This is a genomic window from Leeia aquatica (genome assembly GCF_012641365.1).
Classification (GTDB): domain Bacteria; phylum Pseudomonadota; class Gammaproteobacteria; order Burkholderiales; family Leeiaceae; genus Leeia; species Leeia aquatica.
Genome location: NZ_JABAIM010000001.1, coordinates 288,717 through 310,031, shown reverse-complemented (window position 1 = coordinate 310,031; position 21,315 = coordinate 288,717). Strand labels below are relative to the sequence as shown.

General features: G+C 59.7%; 22 protein-coding genes, 4 pseudogenes and 1 riboswitch. Of the genes and pseudogenes, 16 read left to right on the top strand and 10 right to left on the bottom strand.

The features are described 5' to 3' along the window. Nucleotides 1-79: 79 nt before the first annotated feature. From HF682_RS18065 to HF682_RS01335, 3 genes and pseudogenes are all read right to left on the bottom strand, one after another. Nucleotides 80-880, bottom strand: a pseudogene (locus tag HF682_RS18065) (serine hydrolase domain-containing protein); the annotation flags it as partial. A gap of 580 nt (nt 881-1,460) precedes the next feature. Continuing rightward, nucleotides 1,461-2,477: a helix-turn-helix domain-containing protein gene (locus tag HF682_RS01340; RefSeq protein ID WP_168875461.1), complete on the bottom strand. Its 1,017-nt coding sequence runs from the start codon at nt 2,475-2,477 to the stop codon at nt 1,461-1,463. Continuing rightward, complete coding sequence (locus HF682_RS01335; RefSeq protein WP_168875460.1) at nt 2,474-3,022, bottom strand: TetR/AcrR family transcriptional regulator; 549 nt, start codon at nt 3,020-3,022, stop codon at nt 2,474-2,476. Before HF682_RS01335 ends, HF682_RS01340 begins: the two co-directional genes overlap by 4 nt. Before the next feature lie 91 nt (nt 3,023-3,113). On the opposite strand from HF682_RS01335, the gene HF682_RS01330 reads away from it, so the two are divergent. Together HF682_RS01330 and HF682_RS01325 are read left to right on the top strand one after the other, a co-directional pair. Beyond that, on the top strand, nt 3,114-3,617 hold the full coding sequence (locus tag HF682_RS01330) for an HPP family protein (RefSeq protein WP_168875459.1): 504 nt from the start codon (nt 3,114-3,116) through the stop codon (nt 3,615-3,617). Nucleotides 3,618-3,706: 89 nt separating this feature from the next. Beyond that, on the top strand, nt 3,707-4,180 hold the full coding sequence (locus tag HF682_RS01325; protein WP_168875458.1) for an SAM-dependent methyltransferase: 474 nt from the start codon (nt 3,707-3,709) through the stop codon (nt 4,178-4,180). An 82-nt stretch (nt 4,181-4,262) separates the two neighbouring features. On the opposite strand, the pseudogene thiE reads toward HF682_RS01325, so the two are convergent. The 6 genes and pseudogenes from thiE to thiC all read right to left on the bottom strand — a co-directional run. Then, a pseudogene (gene thiE / locus HF682_RS17750) lies at nt 4,263-4,865 on the bottom strand (thiamine phosphate synthase); the annotation flags it as partial. An 81-nt stretch (nt 4,866-4,946) separates the two neighbouring features. After that, nucleotides 4,947-5,729, bottom strand: a pseudogene (gene thiD, locus HF682_RS17745) (bifunctional hydroxymethylpyrimidine kinase/phosphomethylpyrimidine kinase); the annotation flags it as partial. Beyond that, nucleotides 5,726-6,502: a thiazole synthase gene (locus HF682_RS01315; protein ID WP_168875456.1), complete on the bottom strand. Its 777-nt coding sequence runs from the start codon at nt 6,500-6,502 to the stop codon at nt 5,726-5,728. The pseudogene thiD and the gene HF682_RS01315, both read right to left, overlap by 4 nt. Before the next feature lie 3 nt (nt 6,503-6,505). Further along, nucleotides 6,506-6,715, bottom strand: coding sequence for a sulfur carrier protein ThiS (thiS, locus tag HF682_RS01310; protein WP_168875455.1), 210 nt, complete (start codon nt 6,713-6,715; stop codon nt 6,506-6,508). Continuing rightward, complete coding sequence (locus tag HF682_RS01305) at nt 6,712-7,752, bottom strand: FAD-dependent oxidoreductase (protein WP_168875454.1); 1,041 nt, start codon at nt 7,750-7,752, stop codon at nt 6,712-6,714. The genes thiS and HF682_RS01305 overlap by 4 nt, the downstream gene beginning before the upstream one ends. Further along, nucleotides 7,749-9,641 carry a phosphomethylpyrimidine synthase ThiC gene (gene thiC, locus HF682_RS01300; protein ID WP_168875453.1) on the bottom strand — a complete coding sequence of 631 codons (1,893 nt, stop codon included), beginning with the start codon at nt 9,639-9,641 and terminating at the stop codon, nt 7,749-7,751. Before thiC ends, HF682_RS01305 begins: the two co-directional genes overlap by 4 nt. Before the next feature lie 74 nt (nt 9,642-9,715). Next, nucleotides 9,716-9,826, bottom strand: a riboswitch (TPP riboswitch). Between the two features lie 83 nt (nt 9,827-9,909). On the opposite strand from thiC, the gene HF682_RS01295 reads away from it, so the two are divergent. Further along, complete coding sequence (locus HF682_RS01295; RefSeq protein ID WP_168875452.1) at nt 9,910-10,644, top strand: substrate-binding periplasmic protein; 735 nt, start codon at nt 9,910-9,912, stop codon at nt 10,642-10,644. 17 nt (nt 10,645-10,661) lie between these two features. Here HF682_RS01295 and HF682_RS01290 read toward each other — a convergent pair whose 3' ends face one another. Further along, nucleotides 10,662-11,555 (bottom strand): LysR family transcriptional regulator, encoded by an 894-nt coding sequence (locus HF682_RS01290; protein ID WP_168875451.1) that lies wholly within the window; start codon nt 11,553-11,555, stop codon nt 10,662-10,664. Nucleotides 11,556-11,739: 184 nt separating this feature from the next. Here HF682_RS01290 and HF682_RS01285 point away from each other — a divergent pair, with 184 nt between their 5' ends. The 13 genes and pseudogenes from HF682_RS01285 (at nt 11,740) to HF682_RS01230 (ending at nt 21,118) form a co-directional block, all read left to right on the top strand. Next, nucleotides 11,740-12,117: a hypothetical protein gene (locus tag HF682_RS01285; protein WP_168875450.1), complete on the top strand. Its 378-nt coding sequence runs from the start codon at nt 11,740-11,742 to the stop codon at nt 12,115-12,117. Between the two features lie 545 nt (nt 12,118-12,662). Beyond that, nucleotides 12,663-12,896: pseudogene (locus HF682_RS18060) on the top strand (methyl-accepting chemotaxis protein); the annotation flags it as partial. Nucleotides 12,897-12,926: 30 nt separating this feature from the next. Next, nucleotides 12,927-13,331 carry a CZB domain-containing protein gene (locus HF682_RS18055; protein WP_240947107.1) on the top strand — a complete coding sequence of 135 codons (405 nt, stop codon included), beginning with the start codon at nt 12,927-12,929 and terminating at the stop codon, nt 13,329-13,331. A gap of 8 nt (nt 13,332-13,339) precedes the next feature. Further along, nucleotides 13,340-14,191 (top strand): HD-GYP domain-containing protein, encoded by an 852-nt coding sequence (locus HF682_RS01275; RefSeq protein ID WP_168875448.1) that lies wholly within the window; start codon nt 13,340-13,342, stop codon nt 14,189-14,191. Next, nucleotides 14,173-15,039, top strand: a complete 867-nt coding sequence (locus HF682_RS01270; RefSeq protein ID WP_168875447.1) for an HD-GYP domain-containing protein — start codon at nt 14,173-14,175, stop codon at nt 15,037-15,039. Before HF682_RS01275 ends, HF682_RS01270 begins: the two co-directional genes overlap by 19 nt. Before the next feature lie 129 nt (nt 15,040-15,168). Then, nucleotides 15,169-15,432 (top strand): glutaredoxin 3, encoded by a 264-nt coding sequence (grxC, locus tag HF682_RS01265; protein WP_168875446.1) that lies wholly within the window; start codon nt 15,169-15,171, stop codon nt 15,430-15,432. A 179-nt stretch (nt 15,433-15,611) separates the two neighbouring features. Further along, entirely contained in the window at nt 15,612-17,030 is a 1,419-nt protein-coding gene (locus HF682_RS01260) for an ATP-binding cassette domain-containing protein (protein WP_168875445.1), read from the top strand. Between the two features lie 77 nt (nt 17,031-17,107). Then, nucleotides 17,108-17,986 (top strand): DMT family transporter, encoded by an 879-nt coding sequence (locus HF682_RS01255; RefSeq protein WP_308418711.1) that lies wholly within the window; start codon nt 17,108-17,110, stop codon nt 17,984-17,986. A gap of 11 nt (nt 17,987-17,997) precedes the next feature. Beyond that, nucleotides 17,998-18,780 carry a 3'-5' exonuclease gene (locus HF682_RS01250; RefSeq protein WP_168875444.1) on the top strand — a complete coding sequence of 261 codons (783 nt, stop codon included), beginning with the start codon at nt 17,998-18,000 and terminating at the stop codon, nt 18,778-18,780. Beyond that, nucleotides 18,777-19,268, top strand: coding sequence for an aminoacyl-tRNA deacylase (locus tag HF682_RS01245; RefSeq protein WP_168875443.1), 492 nt, complete (start codon nt 18,777-18,779; stop codon nt 19,266-19,268). The genes HF682_RS01250 and HF682_RS01245 overlap by 4 nt, the downstream gene beginning before the upstream one ends. Nucleotides 19,269-19,321: 53 nt before the next feature. Continuing rightward, nucleotides 19,322-19,783, top strand: coding sequence for a MarR family winged helix-turn-helix transcriptional regulator (locus HF682_RS01240; protein ID WP_168875442.1), 462 nt, complete (start codon nt 19,322-19,324; stop codon nt 19,781-19,783). After that, nucleotides 19,776-20,003: a hypothetical protein gene (locus tag HF682_RS01235; RefSeq protein WP_168875441.1), complete on the top strand. Its 228-nt coding sequence runs from the start codon at nt 19,776-19,778 to the stop codon at nt 20,001-20,003. The genes HF682_RS01240 and HF682_RS01235 overlap by 8 nt, the downstream gene beginning before the upstream one ends. 74 nt (nt 20,004-20,077) lie before the next feature. Next, nucleotides 20,078-21,118 carry a GSCFA domain-containing protein gene (locus HF682_RS01230; RefSeq protein WP_168875440.1) on the top strand — a complete coding sequence of 347 codons (1,041 nt, stop codon included), beginning with the start codon at nt 20,078-20,080 and terminating at the stop codon, nt 21,116-21,118. Nucleotides 21,119-21,315 lie beyond the last annotated feature (197 nt).

Here is a 21,315-nt window from a genome sequence, read left to right as displayed (position 1 = left end):
GGTTCAGGCTGCCGACCACAGCAGCAACCAGTCGATCCATGCCCGGCAAGAGCCCATCCGGGTGGTGTGCCGCGCCAAGCTTGACGATCGCCAGCTGGCGGGAGGGGATGATCACCACAAATTGCCCCATGAACCCCATGCCAAAGAAGGTATCCGCTGGGGCATGGGGAAGTCCCCAAGGCATGCCCCAAGGCGCGTCGCCCTCTCCTTGTTGCAGCCAGAAGCCTGCCGCATAGCCGGTAGAGAGGGTCTGGCGTGTGCTGTAGGCCACCCAACCTTCGGGCAGGATGCGTTGACCGTTGATCACGCCATCATTCAAATAAAGCTGACCAAAGCGCGCCCAGTCACGTGCGCTGGCATGGAAGCTGTTGGCACCGAGTGGTGTACCGGTGAGGTCAAACTCCATCAAGGCCTGTTGCATCCCGATGGGGTGAAACAGCTGCTGTTCGGCAAATTGCCGCACGGCGGCTGGCGTGCCACCTGCCTGGTCACGGATAAGCCGGGACAGCAAGGCAAAGTGACCATCAGAATAGGTCCAGGTGCTGCCCGGGGGCTGAAGCAGGGGGAGGCTCGCAGCATAGGCGGCGGTATCACGCTCAAGATAGGTCAGGCGACTGTCTGTATCGTAGCCGCTAAAGTTTTGCGCCATATCCAGCCCACTGTCCTGTCGTAGCAGGTGATCAATGGTCAAGGCATGGCGCGGGTCCGACGGGTCTGGCCACAGGCTGCCCAGCGGCTCCGCGACGTGCAGCTTGCCTTGCCGTACCAGAATGCCGATCAGCGCGTTGGTCACCGACTTGCTGAGGGAAAAACCATGGAAGCGGCTGTCCGGGCCAAAGCCAGGTGCATACCGCTCGGCGATGATCTGCCCGTTCTGCATGATGACTATGGCCTGAGTGTGCTTAAAAGGAGCCTCTTTGTGTTCCGCGAAAGCGTCGTCTAGCGCGTGCTGCAGCGGGGCAGACGGGGTGAGCGTCAGCGCAGGCTCTGGCAAAGCCGAGGAGCTTGACCAACCCGGCCATTGCCGGAGGGTGGCTTCATCCTGTTCATCGCGTACCAGCATGCAGCCCCAATTCGGGTGATAAACCGACTTGCTGTGATACAGACCCAGTAGCCGTGCCTCAACCTGCTGCTGTGGCCTGTCCACACGATAACTCAGCAAAGGGTCGGCGGTAGATAGACCCGGCAAGGCTGCCACCCGTTGCTGATACGCCTGATCCTCGGCTTGCCCATTGACAAACACTTGTCCGCACAGCTCCCGGCTGGTGTAGGCGCTGGCCACCCGCATGGGTTGGTCAATGCCACAAGCCACCAGCAAGACGGATATCAGGGCGATCAATAACAAGCGTTTGCGCATGGCGTGCTCCAGCAAGGACGATGAGGAGTGCGCAGTGTCAGCGGATGGGCCGTGATGTCTCGCCGGATCTTGAAAACGGCTGGTCAAATCCTGAAAACGGTGCTCAGGCCATGCTTTGGCGATACGCCTGAGGGGTGAGTTGGGTCGCTGCCTTGAAGGCCCGGTTGAATGGCCCCAGCGACTGGAAGCCCGCTTCGAAGGCAATGTCGACGATAGAACGGTTTTGCCATGCGGGATCGACCAGCAGCTGCTTGGCGGATTCGATCCGGTAATGGTTGATGAATTGGTTGAAGTTGCGGAAGCCCAGCTGCTGATTGATCAGTTGTCGGAGCCGGTATTCCGGTATGCCAAGCCCGACAGCCATGCGACCCATGGTCAGGTTATCCTGTCGATGCCAGACTTCCCGCAGCATGCTGTCCAGTAAACGCTGCAACAGCTGCTTCTCAGCCGCGTCTGTCGGAGTGGGGGGTGGTGAAGGCGGGGCCGTCGCGGGTTGCAGCAAGGGGAGCAGACGCGTCAAGCGGCAGGCCGCGTACAGACAGAGCAGCAACAGCACCAGCGTATCCAGCAAGGCAAACTCGGTGAGTGTGGCAAGGGCTGGCCAGAATTGCGCCAGGGTGCGCAACACGGCATAGAGACTGGCAGTGATAGCCAGCTGGACACGTAATTGTCTGCGCATTGTCAGCAGGTCACCTGACCAGCCTTGTATGACAGGCACAAGTGCCAAACCGGCAAATAACAGGTTGGCACCATCATGCAAACCGAGCAGAAAATGAAAGTCTGGATCGCCTGCCAGATGGCAGCGCAGGCCGCCCATCAACACCAGCAGTGACCAGAGCAGGATGTGGTGAGCGCGAAGCCGGAAGCTATCCATAAACCAGCTGCAACTGACGAGCCACAGCACAACCGCATTACCGCCTGACAAGGCCGCCAGCCCCCATTGCCATGGTGTGTCATCCGGGATCAGTTGCGGGGTGTTATGCAATAGCCAGCTGGTGGTACCAATCATCAACAACGCCGCGAGCTTTCCGGAGAGCGCCTGGCGGGCCAGGTGCATGGATAAAAACAGCAGCAACCCTATGATCGTGCCACGCAGCAGCAGGAGCCACGGTGCAATCATGATGTGCTACCGAGCAGTGCATGCACGTCCTGCAGTAGCGCAGGCAAAGGCTCGCCACTTTGTGCGCGAACGATGGCCCCATCCACCACCAGCGCCGCACGCTGTGCCCAGAGGGGGACGGATGTGCTTGCATGCAAGGTAGCCAACCGCTGGATCATGTCCTGTTTGTGCGCACGACAGCACACTGCCACCTCGGGCCACTCATGGGCCAGCTCAGTTACGGCGTTGATGAAGGCGCAGCCCCGGAAGTCCGGTGCGGTAAACCATTCCTGCATGGCGTGTGTCAGGCAGGTTGCGGGCGAGACAGCGGGGCCTCCATGGCGCAACAAGGCTTCATCCAGCCAGTTCATCCACAACTGGTGGCGGTAATCAAGGTAGGCCATCACCAGCGCCTGCTTGCTGGGAAAATGGCGATAGAGGGTGACCTTGGTTACACCGGCAGCAGCAATGACGCGGTCGACCCCGGTTGCACGGATGCCTTGTTGATAGAACAAGTCGTGTGCGGCAGTCAGGATGCGCTCGCGGGCGCTGAGAGAGACGGTCATGATGCGTGAATTGTAGACGAACCTGTCTACTTGTTGTTAGACTTGAATCAAGTAGACAGGTCTGTCTACACAACATGGATAGGGAGGGGCGATGTTCTGGCGCAAACTGAAAGGTGAAGGGGCCAATCGGCCACCACGGCCGGCATGCCGCAGTATTCTGCTAGGCGGGGCAGGTGGGGCTTTGGCCATCCTGCTGCTTGGCCATATAGGCCAGTGGGGGCACTGGAGCTTGTTGCTGGGCTCGTTTGGCGCATCATGCGTGCTGGTGTTCGGCTATCCGGATCTGCCGTTCTCGCAGCCTCGCCATGTGCTTGCCGGGCATGTGCTCAGCTCGCTGGTAGGCTTGCTGTGCCTGCACTTGCTGGGGCCATCGCTATGGGCTGCAGCACTGGCGGTGGCGCTGGCCATCATGCTGATGATGGCTCTGAACGTCGTGCACCCCCCTGCGGGCTCCAATCCGGTGATTGTTTTTCTGACCCAGCCAGGCTGGTCTTTCCTGCTGACGCCGACAGCGGCAGGGGCCGCATTGCTGCTCGTGCTGGCGGTGCTCTACCATAATCTGACCCGCAAGGCCGCTTATCCCAAGTACTGGTAATGCTTTAAAAACTGTACGTTATGGTCACTTGCGCTCAGGACTGAAGCCGAGGTTCAATATGGGACACTCAGTCCAGTCTGGAGAAAAGCATGGAAGTGACCGTCCGAGCCATTGGCTATGTTGAAGGCATTCGCCCGCACGCCGAGGATGATTTCTGGGGGGGCGAAGAAGCGGTCATCAGCCTGACGGAAGACTATAGCGCCGAGGCGTTGCAAGGGCTGGACAGCTTCTCACATGTGGAAGTGCTGTTTTTGTTTCACGAGGTGGACCCAGCCAAGATCGTGCATGGCGCGCGCCACCCCCGCAACAACCCAGAATGGCCTGCGGTGGGGATTTTTGCCCAGCGCGGCAAAAATCGCCCCAATCGCATCGGCAGCACCATCTGCCGTGTGATCCGGGTGGAGGGTAAGCGGCTGGTGGTCGCCGAGCTGGACGCCATCAACGGTACGCCGGTGCTGGACCTCAAGCCGGTGATGCAGGAGTTTCTGCCCAGGCAAGCCGTGCAGCAGCCCGCCTGGTCTCATGAGCTGATGCGGGAATACTGGCTCACCCGCGAGCGCTAAGCGTATTGCCTCCGGGCAAGCAGGGGTTGGCCCACGCTGGCAGCGGCTGCTGCATATCCGGCTGTGCCGTCTGGATGGCCTGCTGCAACCGCTGGATGGTAGCTTCAGGATCGCGCGACTCGGTTACCGCGCGAATCAGGGCGACGCCCGCCGCCCCGGCCTGCCGTGCCGCTGCAATATTGCTGCTGTCCAGCCCACCAACGGCGATCACCGGCAGGGACAATAACTGGCACCAGTAGTACAGATTGTGCAGCCCTTGCGCCTGCCAGGGCATCTGCTTGCTGGTGGTCGGGAACACCGGGCCACAGGCCAGATAGCTGGGCTGGATGGGCAAGGCCCGGCAAACTTCCCAATAACTATGGCTACTGAGGCCCAGGCGCAGGCCTGCAGCGGCCAGGCGAGGCAGATCGGCTTGCATCAGGTCTTCCTGCCCCAGGTGTACACCGTAAGCACCTTCCTCCAGGGCCAGCTGCCAATGGTCATTGATGAACAGCTGCGCCCCTGCTGCTGCTGCAAGCTGCACGCTGGTACGTATTTCGGATCGTAATCGCTCGGTACTCTGGTTTTTGATGCGCAACTGTACCGTCCGCACCCCGGCACGCAATACACGGGCGACCCAGTCGGCACTGTCCACAATCACGTACAGCCCAAGGTCCGGATTACTGAGGCGGGGGAAGGCTTGCATGGGTGCGGGCGTGGCCTGTAGTGACAGCGCGGGCAAATGGCCGGGATGTTGGGCAAAGCCGGGGCTGAGATGCACCGGCCCACGACCGCTTCCGGCGGCATAGCTGTGTTGCAGCCCTTGTTGCACCGCCATTTTGGCCAGTATGACGGCATCGGCCGCAGGGTGGCCGTGCGCCAGGGCCGCAGCGATGGCGGATGCAAAGCTGCATCCGCTGCCATGGCTATGAGGGGTGTCTACCCGCGGCAGGTTGAGCCAGCCCTGGGCCTGAGGGGAGAGCAGGTAATCCTGGCTCTGGCTGCCCGTGCAGTCGCCCCCAGTAATCACCACCGTTTGCTGCGGATGGTACTGCAAGCGCCGGGCGCAGGCTTCTACGTCATGATCAGTGTGCAGCGGGGGCATACCGGCCAGGCGGGCTGCCTCTTGCCGGTTGGGTGTCAAGACACAGGCGGCAGGCAGCAAGTGTGTCTGGTATGCCTGTAGCAGTGCATCATCGGCAAAGCTGTGGCCGCTACTGGCTGCCAGCACAGGGTCGACCACCAAGGGGTGCGCGCCATGCTGCTGGCGCAGACGTTCAATCCATTCCACGATGTGCATCAGATGCGCGGCGTTGCCCAGCATGCCGGTCTTGATGGCGCGCGGCGGCAGGTCTGCTGCCAGCGCCTGGCATTGTGCGTTCAGCATGGTCGGGCTGACCGCTTCGACCCGCTGCACGCTGGTGGAATTCTGTGCGGTGAGCGCGGTAATCACACTGGCGCCGTGGCAATGCAGGGCGTCAATCGCCCGCAGGTCGGCCTGGATGCCGGCACCGCCACCGCTATCACTACCGGCAATGGTCCAGACGATGGGGCGGTAGGGAATGTTCATAATAGCAAAGGGTTCCCGGTGACGGGGGTGGTGGCGACAGCCATCGGCTGGCAGGGCATGATGCCCGCCTCCCAGGCCAGCCGCCCGGATTCGATGGCCAGCCGGAAGGCCTGGGCCATGCGCACCGGGTCTGGCGAGTGCGCTACTGCAGAATTGAGCAATACGGCGTCAAAGCCCAGCTCCATGGCTTGCACGGCATGGGCCGGGGTGCCAATACCCGCATCAACCACCAGAAAGACGCCGGGCAGGCGCGCGCGCAAGGTACGCAGTGCCCACGGATTGAGCAAGCCCTGGCCAGACCCGATGGGGGCACCCCACGGCATCAGCACCTTGCAGCCTGCATCGACCAGTCGCTGGCAGCTCACCAGATCATCAGTGCAATAAGGGAAGACCTCAAAGCCATCGGCCAGTAATTGCCGGGTGGCTTCGAGCAATTCCACCGGGTCCGGTTGCAGCGTGTAGTCGTCGCCCACTACTTCCAGCTTGATCCAGTGGGTATTGAACAGTTCCCGGGCCATGTGTGCCAGCGTGATGGCTTCCCTAGCGGTGCGGCAGCCCGCCGTGTTCGGCAGGAGTCGCGCGCCACTGTGCTGAATGATCCGGTAGAAATCACTGGGCAGGCTGCCGGGCTGCAACTGCCGCCGCAGGCTGACGGTCACCAGCTCACTGCCCGCTGCTGCGATGGCTTGCTGCAGGATCAGAGGGGAAGGGTAAGCGGCGGTGCCGAGGAAGAAGCGGCTACGCAGGGTTTGCCCGGCCAGAGTATAGGACATGGCTTAACCTCCAACGATGGGCTGAAACGTCAGCACCACATCGTGTGCCTGCAGCGTGTGGTGGGCGCGTTGGGCGCGTGGGACAAACTGGCCGTTGACGGCGGTAGCGACGCTATCGGCGGCAATGTCGTGCCGTTCCAGCAGCATCAGCAGGGTCAATGGGGCGGGCAGTTCCACCGGCTGCTCGTTGAGGTGCAGGCGTATCGTGCTCATGCGGCATGCTCCTGCGCCAGATGCGTGATGGCTTGCTCCACCAGCGCGGGCGCCAGCAGCCAGCCGTGGCGAAACAGGCCGTTGATGTGAGTCAGCCCAGCCTGCTGCTGCAACACCGGCAGATTGTCCGGCAGCGCCGGGCGCAGGTGGCTGTGCGCCGCAATCACCCGAGCTTCCGCCAGTGCCGGGATGACACTGTGGGCGGCACTCAGCAGCTCTACGGTGCTGCGTAGCGAGGGTGGGGAGCGGTCTTCACTCTCCAGTTCACTGGCCCCCACCATAATGTGTTCACCGGCACGAGGCACCAGATAGACGCGATAGCGCGGATGCAGCAAGCGCAAGGGGCGTGTCAGCACCACTCCAGGGGCATGCAGGGTGAAAATTTCCCCTCGCACGCCGCGCAAGGGCAGGTCTGTGCGCGCACCCAGGCCACGGGTATCGAATACCCAGTCAAAGGGGCGTGTCTCGTGTTCAAGCTGGACTTGCCCTGGCTTTGTAGCGTGCACCGTACAGCCCCAATGGGCGCGTGCGCCATGCTGCTGGGCATCCGCCCATAATGCCTGCATCGCCAGCGTGGGGTGCAGATAACCTTCGGTGGACAGTGGCCAGCCCATGAGCTGCGGTGCCAGCGCAGGCTCTAGCGCATGCAGCTCAGTTTTGCTGAGGGTGGGAGGGGTTTGCCAGTCCGGGGCTTTGTGCTTGAGTTGCTGCAAGATGCGTTCTGCACTGCCCCTATCCTGCGGGAAGGCCAGCAGCAGGCTGCCTTCCGCCGCGAAGGGGACTGTCTGCGCAAGGGCAGGCAGCCAGCGTGACCATAAGGCCAGCGAGCGCATGCCCAGCGTGTAGACCTCGTGATTGCCGCATTCCAGCTCGGCCAGCGGGCTGAGCATGCCGGCGGCCACCCAGCCGGTGGCCAAAGGTGCATCGGCGTGCGGGGCCGCATCGAATACCTCGACCTGCTGACCGTTCCGTGCCAGACGGCTGGCCAGCAGCCGCCCCAGCACCCCCGCGCCGACGATGCCGACGCGCAGGCTCATGGCTGCTGCTCCGGCACATACAGTTCACTGCCGCGCTGGCGGAATTCCACCGACTTTGCCTGCATGCCTTGTTGCACCGTCTCCGCTGTCGCCTGCGATTGCTGTCCAGCGTACTCGCGCACTTCCTGACTGATTTTCATCGAGCAGAATTTGGGGCCGCACATGGAGCAGAAGTGTGCCACTTTGGCGCCTTCCGCCGGTAGCGTTTCATCATGAAAGCTGCGTGCGGTTTCCGGGTCCAGCGACAGATTGAACTGGTCCTGCCAGCGGAATTCAAACCGTGCTTTGGACAAGGCTTCATCGCGGAAGCGGGCCGTGGGGTGCCCTTTGGCCAGGTCTGCAGTATGTGCTGCAATCTTGTAGGCGATGATGCCTTGCCGAACATCATCCCGGTCCGGCAGACCCAGATGTTCCTTGGGGGTGACGTAACACAGCATGGCGGTACCTTGCCAGGCGATCATCGCAGCACCAATGGCGCTGCTGATATGGTCGTAACCAGGGGAAATGTCCGTGGTGAGCGGTCCCAGGGTGTAGAACGGCGCTTCGTGGCAGTGTTTGAGCTGTTCGTCCATATTGGCCTGGATCAGGTGCATCGGCACATGGCCCGGTCCTTCCACCATGGTCTGCACATCGTGCTTCCAGGCCAGGTGGGTCAATTCACCCAGCGTGTGCAGCTCGGCAAACTGGGCCTCGTCATTGGCGTCGGCACCAGAGCCGGGCCGCAGGCCATCGCCCAGCGAGAAGCTGACATCGTATTGCTTCATGATGTCGCAGATGTCCTCGAAATGGCTGTAGAGGAAGTTTTCCTGATGGTGGGCAATGCACCACTTCGCCATGATGGAACCGCCGCGTGACACAATGCCGGTACGCCGCCCGACGGTAAGCGGAATGTAGGCCAGGCGCAGCCCGGCATGAATGGTGAAGTAATCCACCCCTTGTTCGGCTTGCTCGATCAAGGTGTCACGAAACAGCGGCCAGCTGAGGTCTTCGGCAATGCCGCCGACTTTTTCCAGTGCCTGATACAGCGGCACGGTACCAATCGGCACCGGCGAGTTGCGGATGATCCAGTCGCGGGTGGTATGGATGTGCTTGCCGGTGGAGAGGTCCATCACCGTATCGGCCCCCCAGCGGATGGACCACACCAGCTTTTCGACTTCCTCCTCAATGCTGGACGTCACTGCGGAATTGCCGATGTTGGCGTTGACCTTGACCAGAAAATTCCGGCCAATGATCATCGGTTCCAGCTCGGTATGGTTGATATTGGCCGGGATGATGGCGCGGCCACGCGCCACTTCATCCCGCACGAATTCAGGGGTGATCTCGTCGGGCAGTACAAAGCCCATGCCTTGCGGGGCCAGTCTTTGCTGGCGGGGCAGGTTGGCCTGGTATGCCTGCAACCACGCCCGTTTGCCGTTCTCCCGCAGCGCCACGTACTCCATCTCCGGGGTGATGATGCCGCGACGGGCATAGTGCAGCTGGGTGACATTGCGGCCGCTACGCGCCCGACGGGGTTGCCGTTGCAGGCCTGCCGTTTCTTGCCGTAAGAGTTGCAGGCGCGCGGCGTCAGCATCACGGCTGCCATCGTCCAGGCTTTGCAAGGGACGGCCCGCATAGGCTTCGCTGTCTCCGCGTGCTTCCAGCCAGGCAAGCCGAGGGTTGGGCAGACCCTGGCGGATGTCGATCCGGCTATCGGGGTCGGTATAGGGGCCAGAGGTGTCGTACAAGGCAACTTGCTCACCATTGCTGAGCGAGACTTCGCGCAACGGTACGCGCAAGTCCGGGTAATGCTGGCCGTTGAGCCAGCCTTTACGTGAAGCAGGCAGAGGTGTCGTGGTGAGCGTTTGCAGCTGATCGAAAGCCAGGGCTTCCGGATTGCGAGGGGCGTTCATGCGGACCATCCTTTCAAGGCAACGAGGACGGTTGCACCGAAAGGAAGACCGGACGCAGTCAGGGCGAGGCCTGGCCGATATCCGTGTGCTCTTCTTACGTCGGTACGAACCGATTCAAGTTCACGGGTTCGGCAGATGCCATCTCAGCGAACAGCCATTGGCTGCCCGCACCCCGGAGCGCCGACCACTCTAAGTCAAAGCATCGGGCGGTGTCAACGCATGCGCGCGGTGTACGCTATACTGAATTGAAGACGTCCCAGGAGGTCTGATGAAGTACTTGGTGGGTGTGCTGATCGGTGCATGGCTAATGGGTGGGGCGGTACAGGCCGAGACCCTGAGGGTGGCTTACTTCGAGCAAGGTGATGTACCTTTTGTCATCCGTGATGGTAGCAAAGGCAAAGGGATTTTCCCGGACTTGATGGCGGCCATCGCACGCGTCAACGGCGACACGCTAAGTGTCCGCTTCCTGCCGAATGCCCGTATTCAGGGGGAGTTCGATCAAGGTTTGCTCGATCTAGAGGTTGGCGCAAACCCGGCCTGGCGTAAGGAGGCCAAAGTGCCCGGGCTTTATAGCATCTCCTTTGGTTTGGCCCGAACAGTGCTGTGCTATCGATTAGGGGTGCATCGCACAAAGGATCAGGTGGAAGATTTCGCGGGCGAGCGCATTGGAACCATAGCGGGTTATCACTATCCAGAATTTGAAGCCGCTTTTAACAGCCATCTGGTATCGCGAGAGAATGTGGACAATCCACGCAATCTATTGCTGATGCTGAATGCCAAGCGGTTTAAGCAGGTCTTTGTCAGCAAGCAGGTCAAGGACTATTGGCAAGCACAGGATCGAGCGAGCTATGGCTGTCAGGAAGGCAGAACGGTCGATCAGGCCGAGATGATGATCCGGGTACACCCTGCGCGCAGCAATATTTTGCCCAAGCTCAATGCTGCCATAGAGTCATTGCGAAAGAGTGGCGAACTGGATACCATTTTTCGGCGCTATGCATCTTGAAGCCACCCCGTTTGGGATCATGCCAAGTTGTTCCGTAAGTGTTCTGCCATCAGGTCGATGAAGCTGCGTACCTTGACCGAGCCGTATTTGCTCTCCCGATGCACGATATGCACGGGTAGAGGGGCGGGTTCGTATTCCGGCAAGATGATGCGTAATGCATCAGTACTGAGCTCGGAGGTGATCTGATAGGAGAGCAGCCGGGTGATGCCCAGCCCGCAGCGGGCCGCTTCAATCGCCGCGTCGTTGCTGGTAACGGTCAGACGGGGTTTGAGGCGTATGCCTTGTAGCTCGTCCGGGCCTGCAAATTTCCACTCCACGCTGGGGGAAACATGGCTTGCGGCAATGATGGTGTGCTGACGTAAGGCAGCGGGGTCTGCCGGTTCGCCATGCTGTGCCAGATAGTCTGGTGAGGCGCACAGCACCCGCCTGACTTCCCCAACCCGGATGGCTTTCATGGCGGAATCCGGTAGCGCGCCGATGCGGATGGCGACATCCATACCTTCTTCCAGCAGGTTGACCACCCGGTCCAGAAACAGGGCCGCCACTTCCATGTCTGGATAACGCTGCAGATAGTCGACAATGCCCGGCATCACATGCAGCTTGCCGAACAATACCGGAGCGGTGACGGCCAGATGCCCGCGCGGGGTGGCATTGATACCGGCGGCAGCCTCGTCGGCTTCATCGACTTCGGCCACGATGCGGCGGGCATCGTCCAGGTAGCGCTGGCCTGCTTCGGTAACCCGCACATGGCGGGTGGTCCGCTGCAGCAGCTTGACGCCCAGGCGTTGCTCTAGTGCTGAAATGGCGCGGGTGACGGCGGGAGGCGACATGCCCATGCGCCGTGCACCCGCCGCAAAGCCTTCCTCTTCTGCAACGGCAATGAAGACAGTCATCAAGTGGAGGCGGTCCATGTGATAGTTCCATTGAGTGGAATGATAAATTCCATTTTACGCTTATTCTTCTTTTTCGTGGTTAATGGCAAAGTGGCGTCACTCGCTGATGTCGTGCAGTTCACAGCAAACCGCACCACATCGGCGTCATGTTCAACCGGAATGGCCGGTGACGTGCAAATTAACGCTACTGAAAGGAAACACCATGATCAAGAAATCTTACGCGCTGTTGCTGGCCTCTACCGTTGCCCTGATGGTGGCTGCACCGTCGGCCATGGCGGATACGCCCAAGACCATGAATGGCGTGACCACCATTCACCTGACCGAATACAACGGCTATTTTGCTGCCGATGAAACCCTGACCGGCCTGAAGCCGGGCACCTACGACTTTGTGGTGACCAATAAGGCGGGCAAGTTTGTGGGCTTCAATGTGCAGGACCAAAAGTCGCACGAACTGCTGGGGGGGTTTGGCCTGAATCCGGGTGAAACCAAGACCGCTCGCGTGGAAATCAGTGCCAATGGTTTCCGCTACCGCTGCCCGATCAATGTTACGCCGTGGTATGACGTTGACATGACCAAGTAAGGGGTGGGCTAGACGGGCCGGTTCCGGTGGGGGTGAGCCACCGGTTCCGGCCCGTTTGGCATTGGATTTTCTGATGGTGAAACGTGAGGGGTGGTCTATGCTGAAACTTCATGACCGGGGGGTAAACCATGTTTGGAAAGTCAGCAAAATTGGCGCAAGCCGAACAGCAAATCCAGTCTTTGCAAGTTCAGCTGATTCAAAAAGAACAAGAAGCCAGCGCGTTGCAGGATGAGCTGGCCCAGCTACGCATGCAACTGGGGCTATCTGGTGACAAGCAGGCAGAAACCCATGCCCTGATTGGCCAGATGCAGAAAATGGCTGAGTCGATGACCAACGCGCAGGGCAGCATGGGGCAGTTGGCGCAGGGGATGCGCGAAGAGCGTGACCGTGCCTGCGAAATTTCGGATGTGACCCAACGCTGTACCGCCAGCATCCGTGACATTGCCAGCCAGCTGGGCTCGCTGGCGCGGGATTCCTCTGTCGCGGCCAGTCAGGTCGCCGAGCTGGATGCGCGCGCACAGCAGATTGGCGGCATCGTGCAGATGATCAAGGAAGTGGCCGACCAGACCAATTTGCTGGCCCTGAATGCGGCGATCGAGGCCGCACGAGCAGGGGAGACCGGGCGCGGCTTTGCCGTAGTAGCGGACGAAGTGCGCAAACTGGCGGAGCGTACCACGCAGGCGACAGTAGAAATCTCCACCCTGGTGGCGGGTATTCGGGATGACAGTAGCAGCAGTCGTCAGCAAATGGAAACGCTGGCCAGTCAGTCCGGCACCTTTAGCCAGAATGGTAGCCAAGCGGCTCAGAGCATGGACGAGCTGCTGACGCTGGCGACCACGGCCCAGCAATCCACCCAGCGATCATCCCTGCGTGGTTTTTGTGAAGTGGCCAAGATTGATCATTTACTGTTCAAGCTGCGGGTGTATCGCATCCTGTTTGGCTTGAGTCAGGAGGGGGCGGACGACTTTGTCGACCACTTCCAGTGCCGACTCGGGCAATGGTACTACCATGGTGAGGGCAAACAGTATGCCCACATGCCAGCCTATCGAGACATGGATAACCCGCACCAACAATTGCATCAACATGTCCTTGCTGCCATTACCCACCATCAAGCGGGTGAAACAGCCGCCATGCTGGATGCGGTGCAGCGTATGGAAACCAGTGGCGCCCTGGTGCTTGAAGCCCTGGAGCGAATGGCCTCAACCAATCAGTGATACCGCTTATGAGTGATACCCAACACAGGCCAACACCCTCCGGTTTGTTGCGCAGTCTGCTATTGATGGCGTGGATGGTGGAGGCCCGTGACCCCTATACCGGTGGCCACCTTTGGCGGGTGGCTCGCCTGTCAGAAGTGCTGGCCGAAGCTGCTGGCCTGCCTGAACGAGAGGTTCAGCGCATTGCGCTGGCTGCCTTCCTGCACGATATGGGCAAGATCGGCGTACCGGATGCCATCTTGCGTAAACCTGGCAAGCTGGACGATGAAGAATACCTTGCCATCAAGCAGCACCCGGATATCGGTTTGCGCTTGCTGCAACCTCACCCCTTGTCCAGCCTGGCCTTGAGCGTGGTATATCACCATCACGAAATGCCGGATGGCAAGGGCTACCCGATGGGGCTGAGCGGGCAGGATATTCCACTGGATGCCCGTCTGGTGGGTATTTGCGACGCGTTTGACGCCATGACCAGCCACCGGCCTTACCGGCAAGGCATGCCGGTAGAGCGTGCCCTGGCGATTATTGAAGGCGCGCTGGGTCAGCAGTTCGATGCCGAGCTGGGCGCACTGTTTGTGGCACTGGGCCGACAGGGGCGCTTTGCCGATATTGTTGGCTACAGCGATGAAGGCATCCCGCTGGCGCACTGTGTGGATTGTGGCCCGGTATTGCAGCGTTATCGCAGCACCCAGTCTGGTGACCATAGCTGGTGCCCGGCTTGTCAGGCCGGTTATCGTTGGCAACAAACCGCCGTAGGTCTGATGGCTACGCCAGATGGCAGCCATCGCAGCAATGGTGTTACCCAGGCAGAGGACGCCTTGCTGATGGACCATCTGGAGGAGCGATGGAGCGTGCTGCTTTAGCGTTGCAGGGTGAGGCATCTGTGTATACCGGCTTGCTGCGCAGCTTGCTGTTGCTGGCATGGATGGTAGAGGCGCGTGACCCGTATACCGGGGGCCACTTGTGGCGCGTAGCCCATTTGGCCGAGCTTCTGGCCGAAGCGGCAGGGTTCCCATCCAAAGAAGTGCAGCGGATAGCTTTGGCGGCCTTCCTGCATGACTTGGGCAAGGTGGGCGTGCCCGACAGCACATTATGCAAGCAAGGCAAGCTAAGCGGAGAGGAATATCAGACCGTACAGCAGCATGCTGAAATCGGTCTGCGTTTGCTGCAACCTCATCCCTTGGCCTCAATGGTGGTGAGTGTGGTGCACCACCATCATGAACGGCCTGATGGTAAAGGCTATCCGTTGGGCCTGACGGGGGACAACATTCCGCTGGATGCCCGGCTGGTTGCCGTCTGTGATGCCTTTGATGCCATGACCAGCCACCGCCCGTATCGGGCAGGGATGCCAGTCGAGCATGCGCTGGATGTCATCGAGGCCGGGCTGGGCCAGCAATTTGATGCGCACCTTGGGGAGCTGTTTCTCGAACTGGGGCGGGCGGGGCGGTTTTCCGGCGTGGTAGGATTCTGTGACGATGGTATCCCCTTGGCACACTGTGATGCCTGTGGCCCGGTTCTGGTACGGGACCGGACGGCGCAGGCGGGGGACTTTACCCGGTGCCCAGCCTGCAAGGCTGGCTATCGGTGGGTGCTTTCGGGTGCGAGCATGCTCGCGGTTGTCGACGATGAAGGCTCACAGCACATGGGCTGGACTGGTTCGGATGGCTCCTTGTTAGACCACTTGGTTGAGCGCTGGGCTGTGCTGCTGTAGGTCTTATGTATTGTTTCATTTTTTGAAATTATCATTTAATTTTTATGGGTATTCCTGCGATTTTTGATTGATGTCATAGTGTGCTCCAGGTAAGGCAAGGGCCTTGTCACTTATCAAAAGGAATGCACCATGAAGACCGTTACCATGTATCACACCTCCACCTGCCCCTACTGTGTGCAGGCTGAGCAGCTGCTCAAGCGCCACGGCGTGGCGCAGATTACCAAGATCAACATTGAGGCGGATGATGCGCTGCGCAGCCAGATGCAGACCCGTACTGGCCGCCGTACCGTACCGCAGATTTTCATTGAAGACCTGCATGTTGGAGGGTTTGATGATCTGTCGGTTCTGGCGCAGCAAAAGCAATTACCCGCCTTGTTGCTTGGCGCACAATGAGGCATGACACGCCATGAGGTGAATCTGATCTCACCTCATGGCTTGACGGCCCGGCGCAAGCCACCTAAGATCAGCGCACTTTCTTAAGGACTCCTTCTCCATGTATATCGCTGCGTGATGCGCCCGCTTCAGGGTGCGAAAACCGACCCCTGTGCCCCATCATTGTCGAGCAGCGATACATGTCCTTATTTCATCTGCAAGGCGTTAGCCTTGAGTACCCGCATCGGGTTTGTTTCCATTCGGTAGACCTGCATATTGTCGCCGGGCAGCGTATTGCGCTGGTGGGGGACAACGGTAGCGGCAAATCCTCCTTTCTGCAGTTGCTGAGCGGAGCGCTCTCGCCGTCTGCCGGGCAACTGCGCCGGCAGCCTCATCTGCACGTCGGCTACTTGCCGCAGTTGATTACGCCTGTACCCGGACGCAGTGGTGGCCAAAACATGCAACAGCGCATGAGCGAAGTCTTGCAAGAACAGCCGGATGTCCTGCTGCTGGATGAGCCCAGCAATCATCTGGACCCGGCGGCCCGTAAGGCCTTGAAGCGTATGCTGCGAACTTACGGTGGCACCCTGCTGATCGTCAGCCATGATGCTGAGCTGTTACGAGGTCTGTGTGACACCCTGTACTGCTTGCAGGACGGGCAGTTGCAGATTTTCCAGGGGGAGCTGGAGGACTGGCTGCAACATCAGGCTACCGAACGAGAGCAGGTGCATGCTGCACTGAATGCCATCGCGCATGAACAACAACAGGCCCACCAGCAATTGATGCGGGAACAGCAGCGGGCCAGCAAGGCCAGACAGCACGGCAACAAGCAGATCGAGGAACGACGCTGGGCCACCATCAAGTCGCCAGCCAAGCTGGGGCGGAGCAATACCACGGCTGGGCAGCGCCAGACTGGTTTGCGGGACAAGCGGGAGGCGCTATTGGCGCAGCGAGCCGCTTTGCCGCGCTTAGAGGAGATTCAGCCTTCCTTTCAGCTGTCTGCGGCCGAGCGGGGAAACCGCCATGTGTTGCAGATTGCGGCAGGTGTACTGGGATATACCCCCGCTGCGCCAGTGCTGACAGGTATACAACTGCAGCTGGAGGCAAAGGAGCGTATCTGGTTAACCGGGCCGAATGGCAGTGGTAAGTCCACCTTGCTGCGTGCTTTGAGGGGCGATGTTTCCTTGCACCGTGCGGGTGACTGGCTTTTGCCCCCATCAGCCGAGGTGGCGTATCTGGACCAGCACTATGCGGACCTGCAGCCTTCACTTACCGTGCTGGCGTGTTTGCAGGACCATGCCCCCGGGTGGTCCATGCAGCAATTGCGTCGTCATCTCAGTGATTTTCTGTTCCGGCATGAGGCGCAGGTTAACTGCACCGTAGAGAGGCTGTCAGGTGGAGAGCGTGCTCGCCTGGCGCTGGCCTGTCTGGCGGCCAGGCCACCCCGCCTATTGTTGCTGGATGAGCCCAGCAATAATCTGGACTGGACAATGAAACGCCACTTGCTCAGTGTATTGCAGGCATGGCCTGCCAGCCTGCTTGTGGTGTCGCATGATGTGGCGTTCATGCAGCAACTTCGGATTGACCGGCAGCTTTCTGTCGAAGCCTGGCACGCCTAGAGCCAGTTTGGCTGAATTCGTCCGGGTGTGTCGGGGAGGGCCGGGTACAATAGCGCCATGATTTTGGCTTGGCTGGAGTGCTTGTGTTCCGCGTTTATCTGAAGTTGGTGTTGACGACGCTGTTCTGGGGCGGTTCCTTCATTGCCGGGCATGCCGTGATGCGCGGGCTGCCGCCGATGGTGGCCGCAACAGGCCGCTTCCTGCTGGCAGCGCTAGTGCTGCTGGGCATTTTGTTGAGCACTGAGGGTTGGCCCAAGGTCAATCGCAAGCAATGGTTGACGATACTGGGGCTCGCACTGACCGGCATATTTGCCTATAATTTCTTTTTCTTCAAAGGGTTGGGGCTAATTCCTGCCAGCCGGGCGGCGCTGCTGGTAGCACTGAATCCGATCCTCACCGCACTGGTCGAGGCACTGCTTTACCGCAAGCGCCTGTCTCCCATGCGATTGTTGGGGGTATCCCTCTCGCTATTGGGTACACTTTGGGTGGTGTCACAAGGTCATCTGTCCAGCTTCACCCAGGGCGCGGTCGGGTGGGGAGAGCTGGTGATGCTGATGGCGTCGCTATCCTGGGTGGTGTATACCCTGATCAGCCGCCGGGCCATGACGGGCCTGAGCCCACTGGCCAATACCACCCTGTCCGGCATGCTGGGTTTTGTACTGCTGCTGCCTTTTGCCCTGCAGGATGGCTTGACGGGGCATCTGGTCCATATGGGCTGGCAGGAGTGGGCTTTGCTGGCCTATCTGGCGGTGCCCGGCACCGTGTTATCCTTCCTCTGGTATGCCGAGGGTATCAAGGCGGTTGGGCCGCAACGCACCATTATTTTCACCAACTTGGTGCCCGTGTTTGGCGTCTTGCTATCGGTACTGTTGCTGGGCGAGCAGCTGAGTCTGGCCACGGTGCTGGGTGGTAGCCTGACCATAGCCGGTGTTTTCCTTACCAATCGTGTGAAGTAAGAGGGCAGCACATGGTCCCGATTCTGGTATTCGATATTGAAACCATCCCGGATGCCGAAGGCCTACGGCGTCTGCACGGCCACCCGGAAAGCGTGAGTGATGCGGCGGTGGTGGAGCTGGCGCGGCAGGCGCGGCGGGAGTCGCACGGCAATGATTTCTTGCCGCATTACCTGCAGCGGGTGGTCGCCATCTCCTGTGTCTTGCGTTCAGATGCCGGGTTCAAAGTATGGTCGCTGGGCGAACCGGATGAGCCCGAGGCCTCACTGATCCAGCGCTTCTTTGACGGGGTAGAACGCTATACCCCGCAGCTGGTGTCGTGGAACGGTGGTGGTTTTGATCTGCCGGTGCTGCACTATCGCAGCTTGCGTCATGGCCTGACGGCACCCCGTTACTGGGATCTGGGCGATGATGACCGTGAATTCAAGTGGAACAACTACATTAGCCGTTACCATTTGAGGCACATTGACCTGATGGACCTGCTGGCGCTGTATCAAAGCCGGGCCTATGCACCGCTGGATGACCTCGCCAAACTGTGCGGCTTCCCCGGCAAACTGGGCATGGATGGCAGCAAGGTCTGGGAGGCCTGGCAGCAGGGGCGTATTGCAGAAATCCGTGACTATTGCGAAACGGACGTGGTCAACACCTATCTGGTTTTCCAGCGTTTCCAGCAGATGCGCGGTGTGCTCAGTCGCGATGCCTGTCAGCAGGAAATGGCACTGGTACGTGAGCATCTGCAGCGTTTGCCCGGTGAGCAGTGGCAAGCCTATCTGTCTGCCTGGCAAGAGGGTGCATGAGTCAGGATAAATACCCGGTCACTACGGCGGTACGCGCTTTGCGCGCGGCGGGTGTCGCGTTTGAGCCTTGCCTGTATGAGTACGTGGAGAAGGGCGGCACCCGGCATAGCAGCGAGGCATTGGGTGCGCCCCATCATGCGGTGATCAAGACCATCGTGATGGAGAATGAAGCACGTCAGCCGCTGATCGTGCTGATGCATGGTGACCGGGAAATCTCCGCGCAAGCGCTGGCGCGCACCTTGGGCTACAAGCGCATTACGCCTTGTGATCCGGATGTCGCCAATAAGCATACCGGCTACCTGGTCGGCGGCACCTCTCCCTTCGGTACCCGCAAGCCACTGCCTGTCTATGTGGAGAGCAGCATCCTGGCACTGGACCGGATCTGGATCAACGGTGGCAAGCGTGGCTTCCTGGTCGCCATGGCCGCTGCAGATTTAAACAAGGTGCTGCCCTGTCAAACCGTACAGGTGGCGGTCGCCCCAAGCTGAAGGCTCGATGTATCGGGGTTTACGATACAAGTTCTGCGCGGCAGGATCACGACATGGTAACTGACAGTAGCGTTGTGGCACGTCAAATTGGCGAACTGTATCACCAGCTCTACCTGCACCTGCATGTACGCTGGCAGCCTGGCGAGAGCCGGCCGGGGCCGGAAGCGCTGGCGATGATGCAGCACTTGCATGTGACGGGTCCGCTGACCATTGGTGAAATTGTGCAGCATCTGCAGCGGGCCCAATCTGCCATCAGTGAGCAAGTGATGCGGCTGGAGCAGCAAGGCTGGCTGACCCGCTTTGCAGATCAGCGGGATAGGCGACGCACCTTGGTCTGGTTGTCCGAAGCCGGTCTGGCTGTCCTGCACAAAGCGCAGCGACCACTGGATGCCGACTTAATGGCGGCTTCATTGCAACAGTTGAGCACGGTTGAACAACAGCAGCTGATTGCTTTGCTGCAGCGCTGGCTGGCGGCTGCCATACCCCTCAATCACTGGAGTCCGGATCATGAGTGAATGTCAAAGCTGTGGCATGCGTATTGAAACAGGCGTTTTCTGCACCTACTGCACCGATGAACATGGGAAGCTGCAGCCTTTTGCCGAACGGTTCGAGCGCATGGTGCAATGGGCGCTGCAGCATGATCCACTACTGGACCGACAGTCGGCAGAAGCCCAGACACGGCAGTACATGCGAGGCATGCCCGCTTGGCGTGATCATCCCGAGTTGAAGCACTGAGGGCTGCAAACGAAATTTCATTTGCTTCTACCGCGCTCCATATTTTAGTATCACCAAAAATGTGGAGCGCGGTAGTGAACCCTTACCAGGCTTTACCCCCAGTTGCATTCTGGCGCACAGCCATTGCGGAGCGGGATGCGTTTTCAATCTCTGGCTTATGGCAGCCCCGTTTCCCGCTCACCCGGGATGACCGGGTCTTGACTGCGGGCTCATGTTTTGCGCAGCACATTAGCCGCGCCATGGCCAGCGCGGGGATCTCTTGGCTGGATACCGAGCCCGCCCCCGCATGGCTGCCGCGCTCCGAGCATGCCGCCAACCACTATGGTGTCTTTTCGTTTCGCACCGGCAACCTGTATACCGTCGCCGGTTTTCTGCAATGGCTGCGCTGGGCATTTGGCGAAGCGCCCATGCCGGATGAGATGTGGGAGGCGCAAGGCCGCTGGTATGACCCATTCCGCCCGGCCATTCTTCCCGATGGCTATGCCTCACAGGCCATGCTGCAGCAAGGACGTGAGACCACGCTTCGGGCCATTCGTGATGGCGTGCAACAAGCGACACTGCTGGTGTTTACCCTGGGGCTGACAGAAGCCTGGCGCCATCGCCAGCACGGCTACGTTTATCCAATGTGCCCAGGTACTTTGCATGGCCGGTTTGATGCACAGCTTCACGAATTTCATAACTACCGGTTTGTAGAGATCCTGCAGGACATGCAACAGCTATTGCAGCTGCTGAAGATTCATAATCCGGCACTTCGTGTTCTCTTGACAGTATCGCCGGTGCCCCTGACCGCGACTGCTAGTGGCAAGCATGTGTTGTGTGCGACCACGCAGTCCAAGTCTGTGTTGCGCGCGGTTGCGGGCGAGCTGGCTGATACGCATGACCATGTGGACTACTTCCCTTCGTATGAAATCATCACCAGCCCCCCCTTCAAGGGCATGTTCTTTGACCCCAACCTGAGAACGGTATGCCCGCATGGTGTCGATCAGGTCATGAGACACTTTTGGCAAGCACAAGGTATTGACCCAAGAGTGCCCTCATCCTCATCGGAGCATGTTGGTAATGAGGCTGACCTGCAATGTGAGGAAGTGGTATTAGCGTATCACCAGCAGGGTTGAGTTTCCCTTTTCAAAGCTTAATTTCAGCTGTATAGTGCCTCTAAAATTTTACTTGGACAAATAACGTGTCCAAGACGCTCAAAAAAACCGTACCCAATGTAGGTCACGGTCGTTCCTGGGAACAAGAGGATTGCGCAGATGTTGATTGGTACCCCCAGTTGGAATGCCGTGCATGATTGCCCTGATCATGCTGTCCA

What these genes read in the sequence shown, in the direction of transcription:
- HF682_RS01340 (WP_168875461.1), bottom strand. Translation starts at nt 2,477, where the DNA reads ATGATTGCACCGTGGCTCCTGCTGCTGCGTGGCACGATCATAGGGTTG.
- HF682_RS01335 (WP_168875460.1), bottom strand. Translation starts at nt 3,022, where the DNA reads ATGACCGTCTCTCTCAGCGCCCGCGAGCGCATCCTGACTGCCGCACAC.
- HF682_RS01330 (WP_168875459.1), top strand. Translation starts at nt 3,114, where the DNA reads ATGTTCTGGCGCAAACTGAAAGGTGAAGGGGCCAATCGGCCACCACGG.
- HF682_RS01325 (WP_168875458.1), top strand. Translation starts at nt 3,707, where the DNA reads ATGGAAGTGACCGTCCGAGCCATTGGCTATGTTGAAGGCATTCGCCCG.
- HF682_RS01315 (WP_168875456.1), bottom strand. Translation starts at nt 6,502, where the DNA reads ATGTCCTATACTCTGGCCGGGCAAACCCTGCGTAGCCGCTTCTTCCTC.
- thiS (WP_168875455.1), bottom strand. Translation starts at nt 6,715, where the DNA reads ATGAGCACGATACGCCTGCACCTCAACGAGCAGCCGGTGGAACTGCCC.
- HF682_RS01305 (WP_168875454.1), bottom strand. Translation starts at nt 7,752, where the DNA reads ATGAGCCTGCGCGTCGGCATCGTCGGCGCGGGGGTGCTGGGGCGGCTG.
- thiC (WP_168875453.1), bottom strand. Translation starts at nt 9,641, where the DNA reads ATGAACGCCCCTCGCAATCCGGAAGCCCTGGCTTTCGATCAGCTGCAA.
- HF682_RS01295 (WP_168875452.1), top strand. Translation starts at nt 9,910, where the DNA reads ATGAAGTACTTGGTGGGTGTGCTGATCGGTGCATGGCTAATGGGTGGG.
- HF682_RS01290 (WP_168875451.1), bottom strand. Translation starts at nt 11,555, where the DNA reads ATGGACCGCCTCCACTTGATGACTGTCTTCATTGCCGTTGCAGAAGAG.
- HF682_RS01285 (WP_168875450.1), top strand. Translation starts at nt 11,740, where the DNA reads ATGATCAAGAAATCTTACGCGCTGTTGCTGGCCTCTACCGTTGCCCTG.
- HF682_RS18055 (WP_240947107.1), top strand. Translation starts at nt 12,927, where the DNA reads ATGGACGAGCTGCTGACGCTGGCGACCACGGCCCAGCAATCCACCCAG.
- HF682_RS01275 (WP_168875448.1), top strand. Translation starts at nt 13,340, where the DNA reads ATGAGTGATACCCAACACAGGCCAACACCCTCCGGTTTGTTGCGCAGT.
- HF682_RS01270 (WP_168875447.1), top strand. Translation starts at nt 14,173, where the DNA reads ATGGAGCGTGCTGCTTTAGCGTTGCAGGGTGAGGCATCTGTGTATACC.
- grxC (WP_168875446.1), top strand. Translation starts at nt 15,169, where the DNA reads ATGAAGACCGTTACCATGTATCACACCTCCACCTGCCCCTACTGTGTG.
- HF682_RS01260 (WP_168875445.1), top strand. Translation starts at nt 15,612, where the DNA reads ATGTCCTTATTTCATCTGCAAGGCGTTAGCCTTGAGTACCCGCATCGG.
- HF682_RS01250 (WP_168875444.1), top strand. Translation starts at nt 17,998, where the DNA reads ATGGTCCCGATTCTGGTATTCGATATTGAAACCATCCCGGATGCCGAA.
- HF682_RS01245 (WP_168875443.1), top strand. Translation starts at nt 18,777, where the DNA reads ATGAGTCAGGATAAATACCCGGTCACTACGGCGGTACGCGCTTTGCGC.
- HF682_RS01240 (WP_168875442.1), top strand. Translation starts at nt 19,322, where the DNA reads ATGGTAACTGACAGTAGCGTTGTGGCACGTCAAATTGGCGAACTGTAT.
- HF682_RS01235 (WP_168875441.1), top strand. Translation starts at nt 19,776, where the DNA reads ATGAGTGAATGTCAAAGCTGTGGCATGCGTATTGAAACAGGCGTTTTC.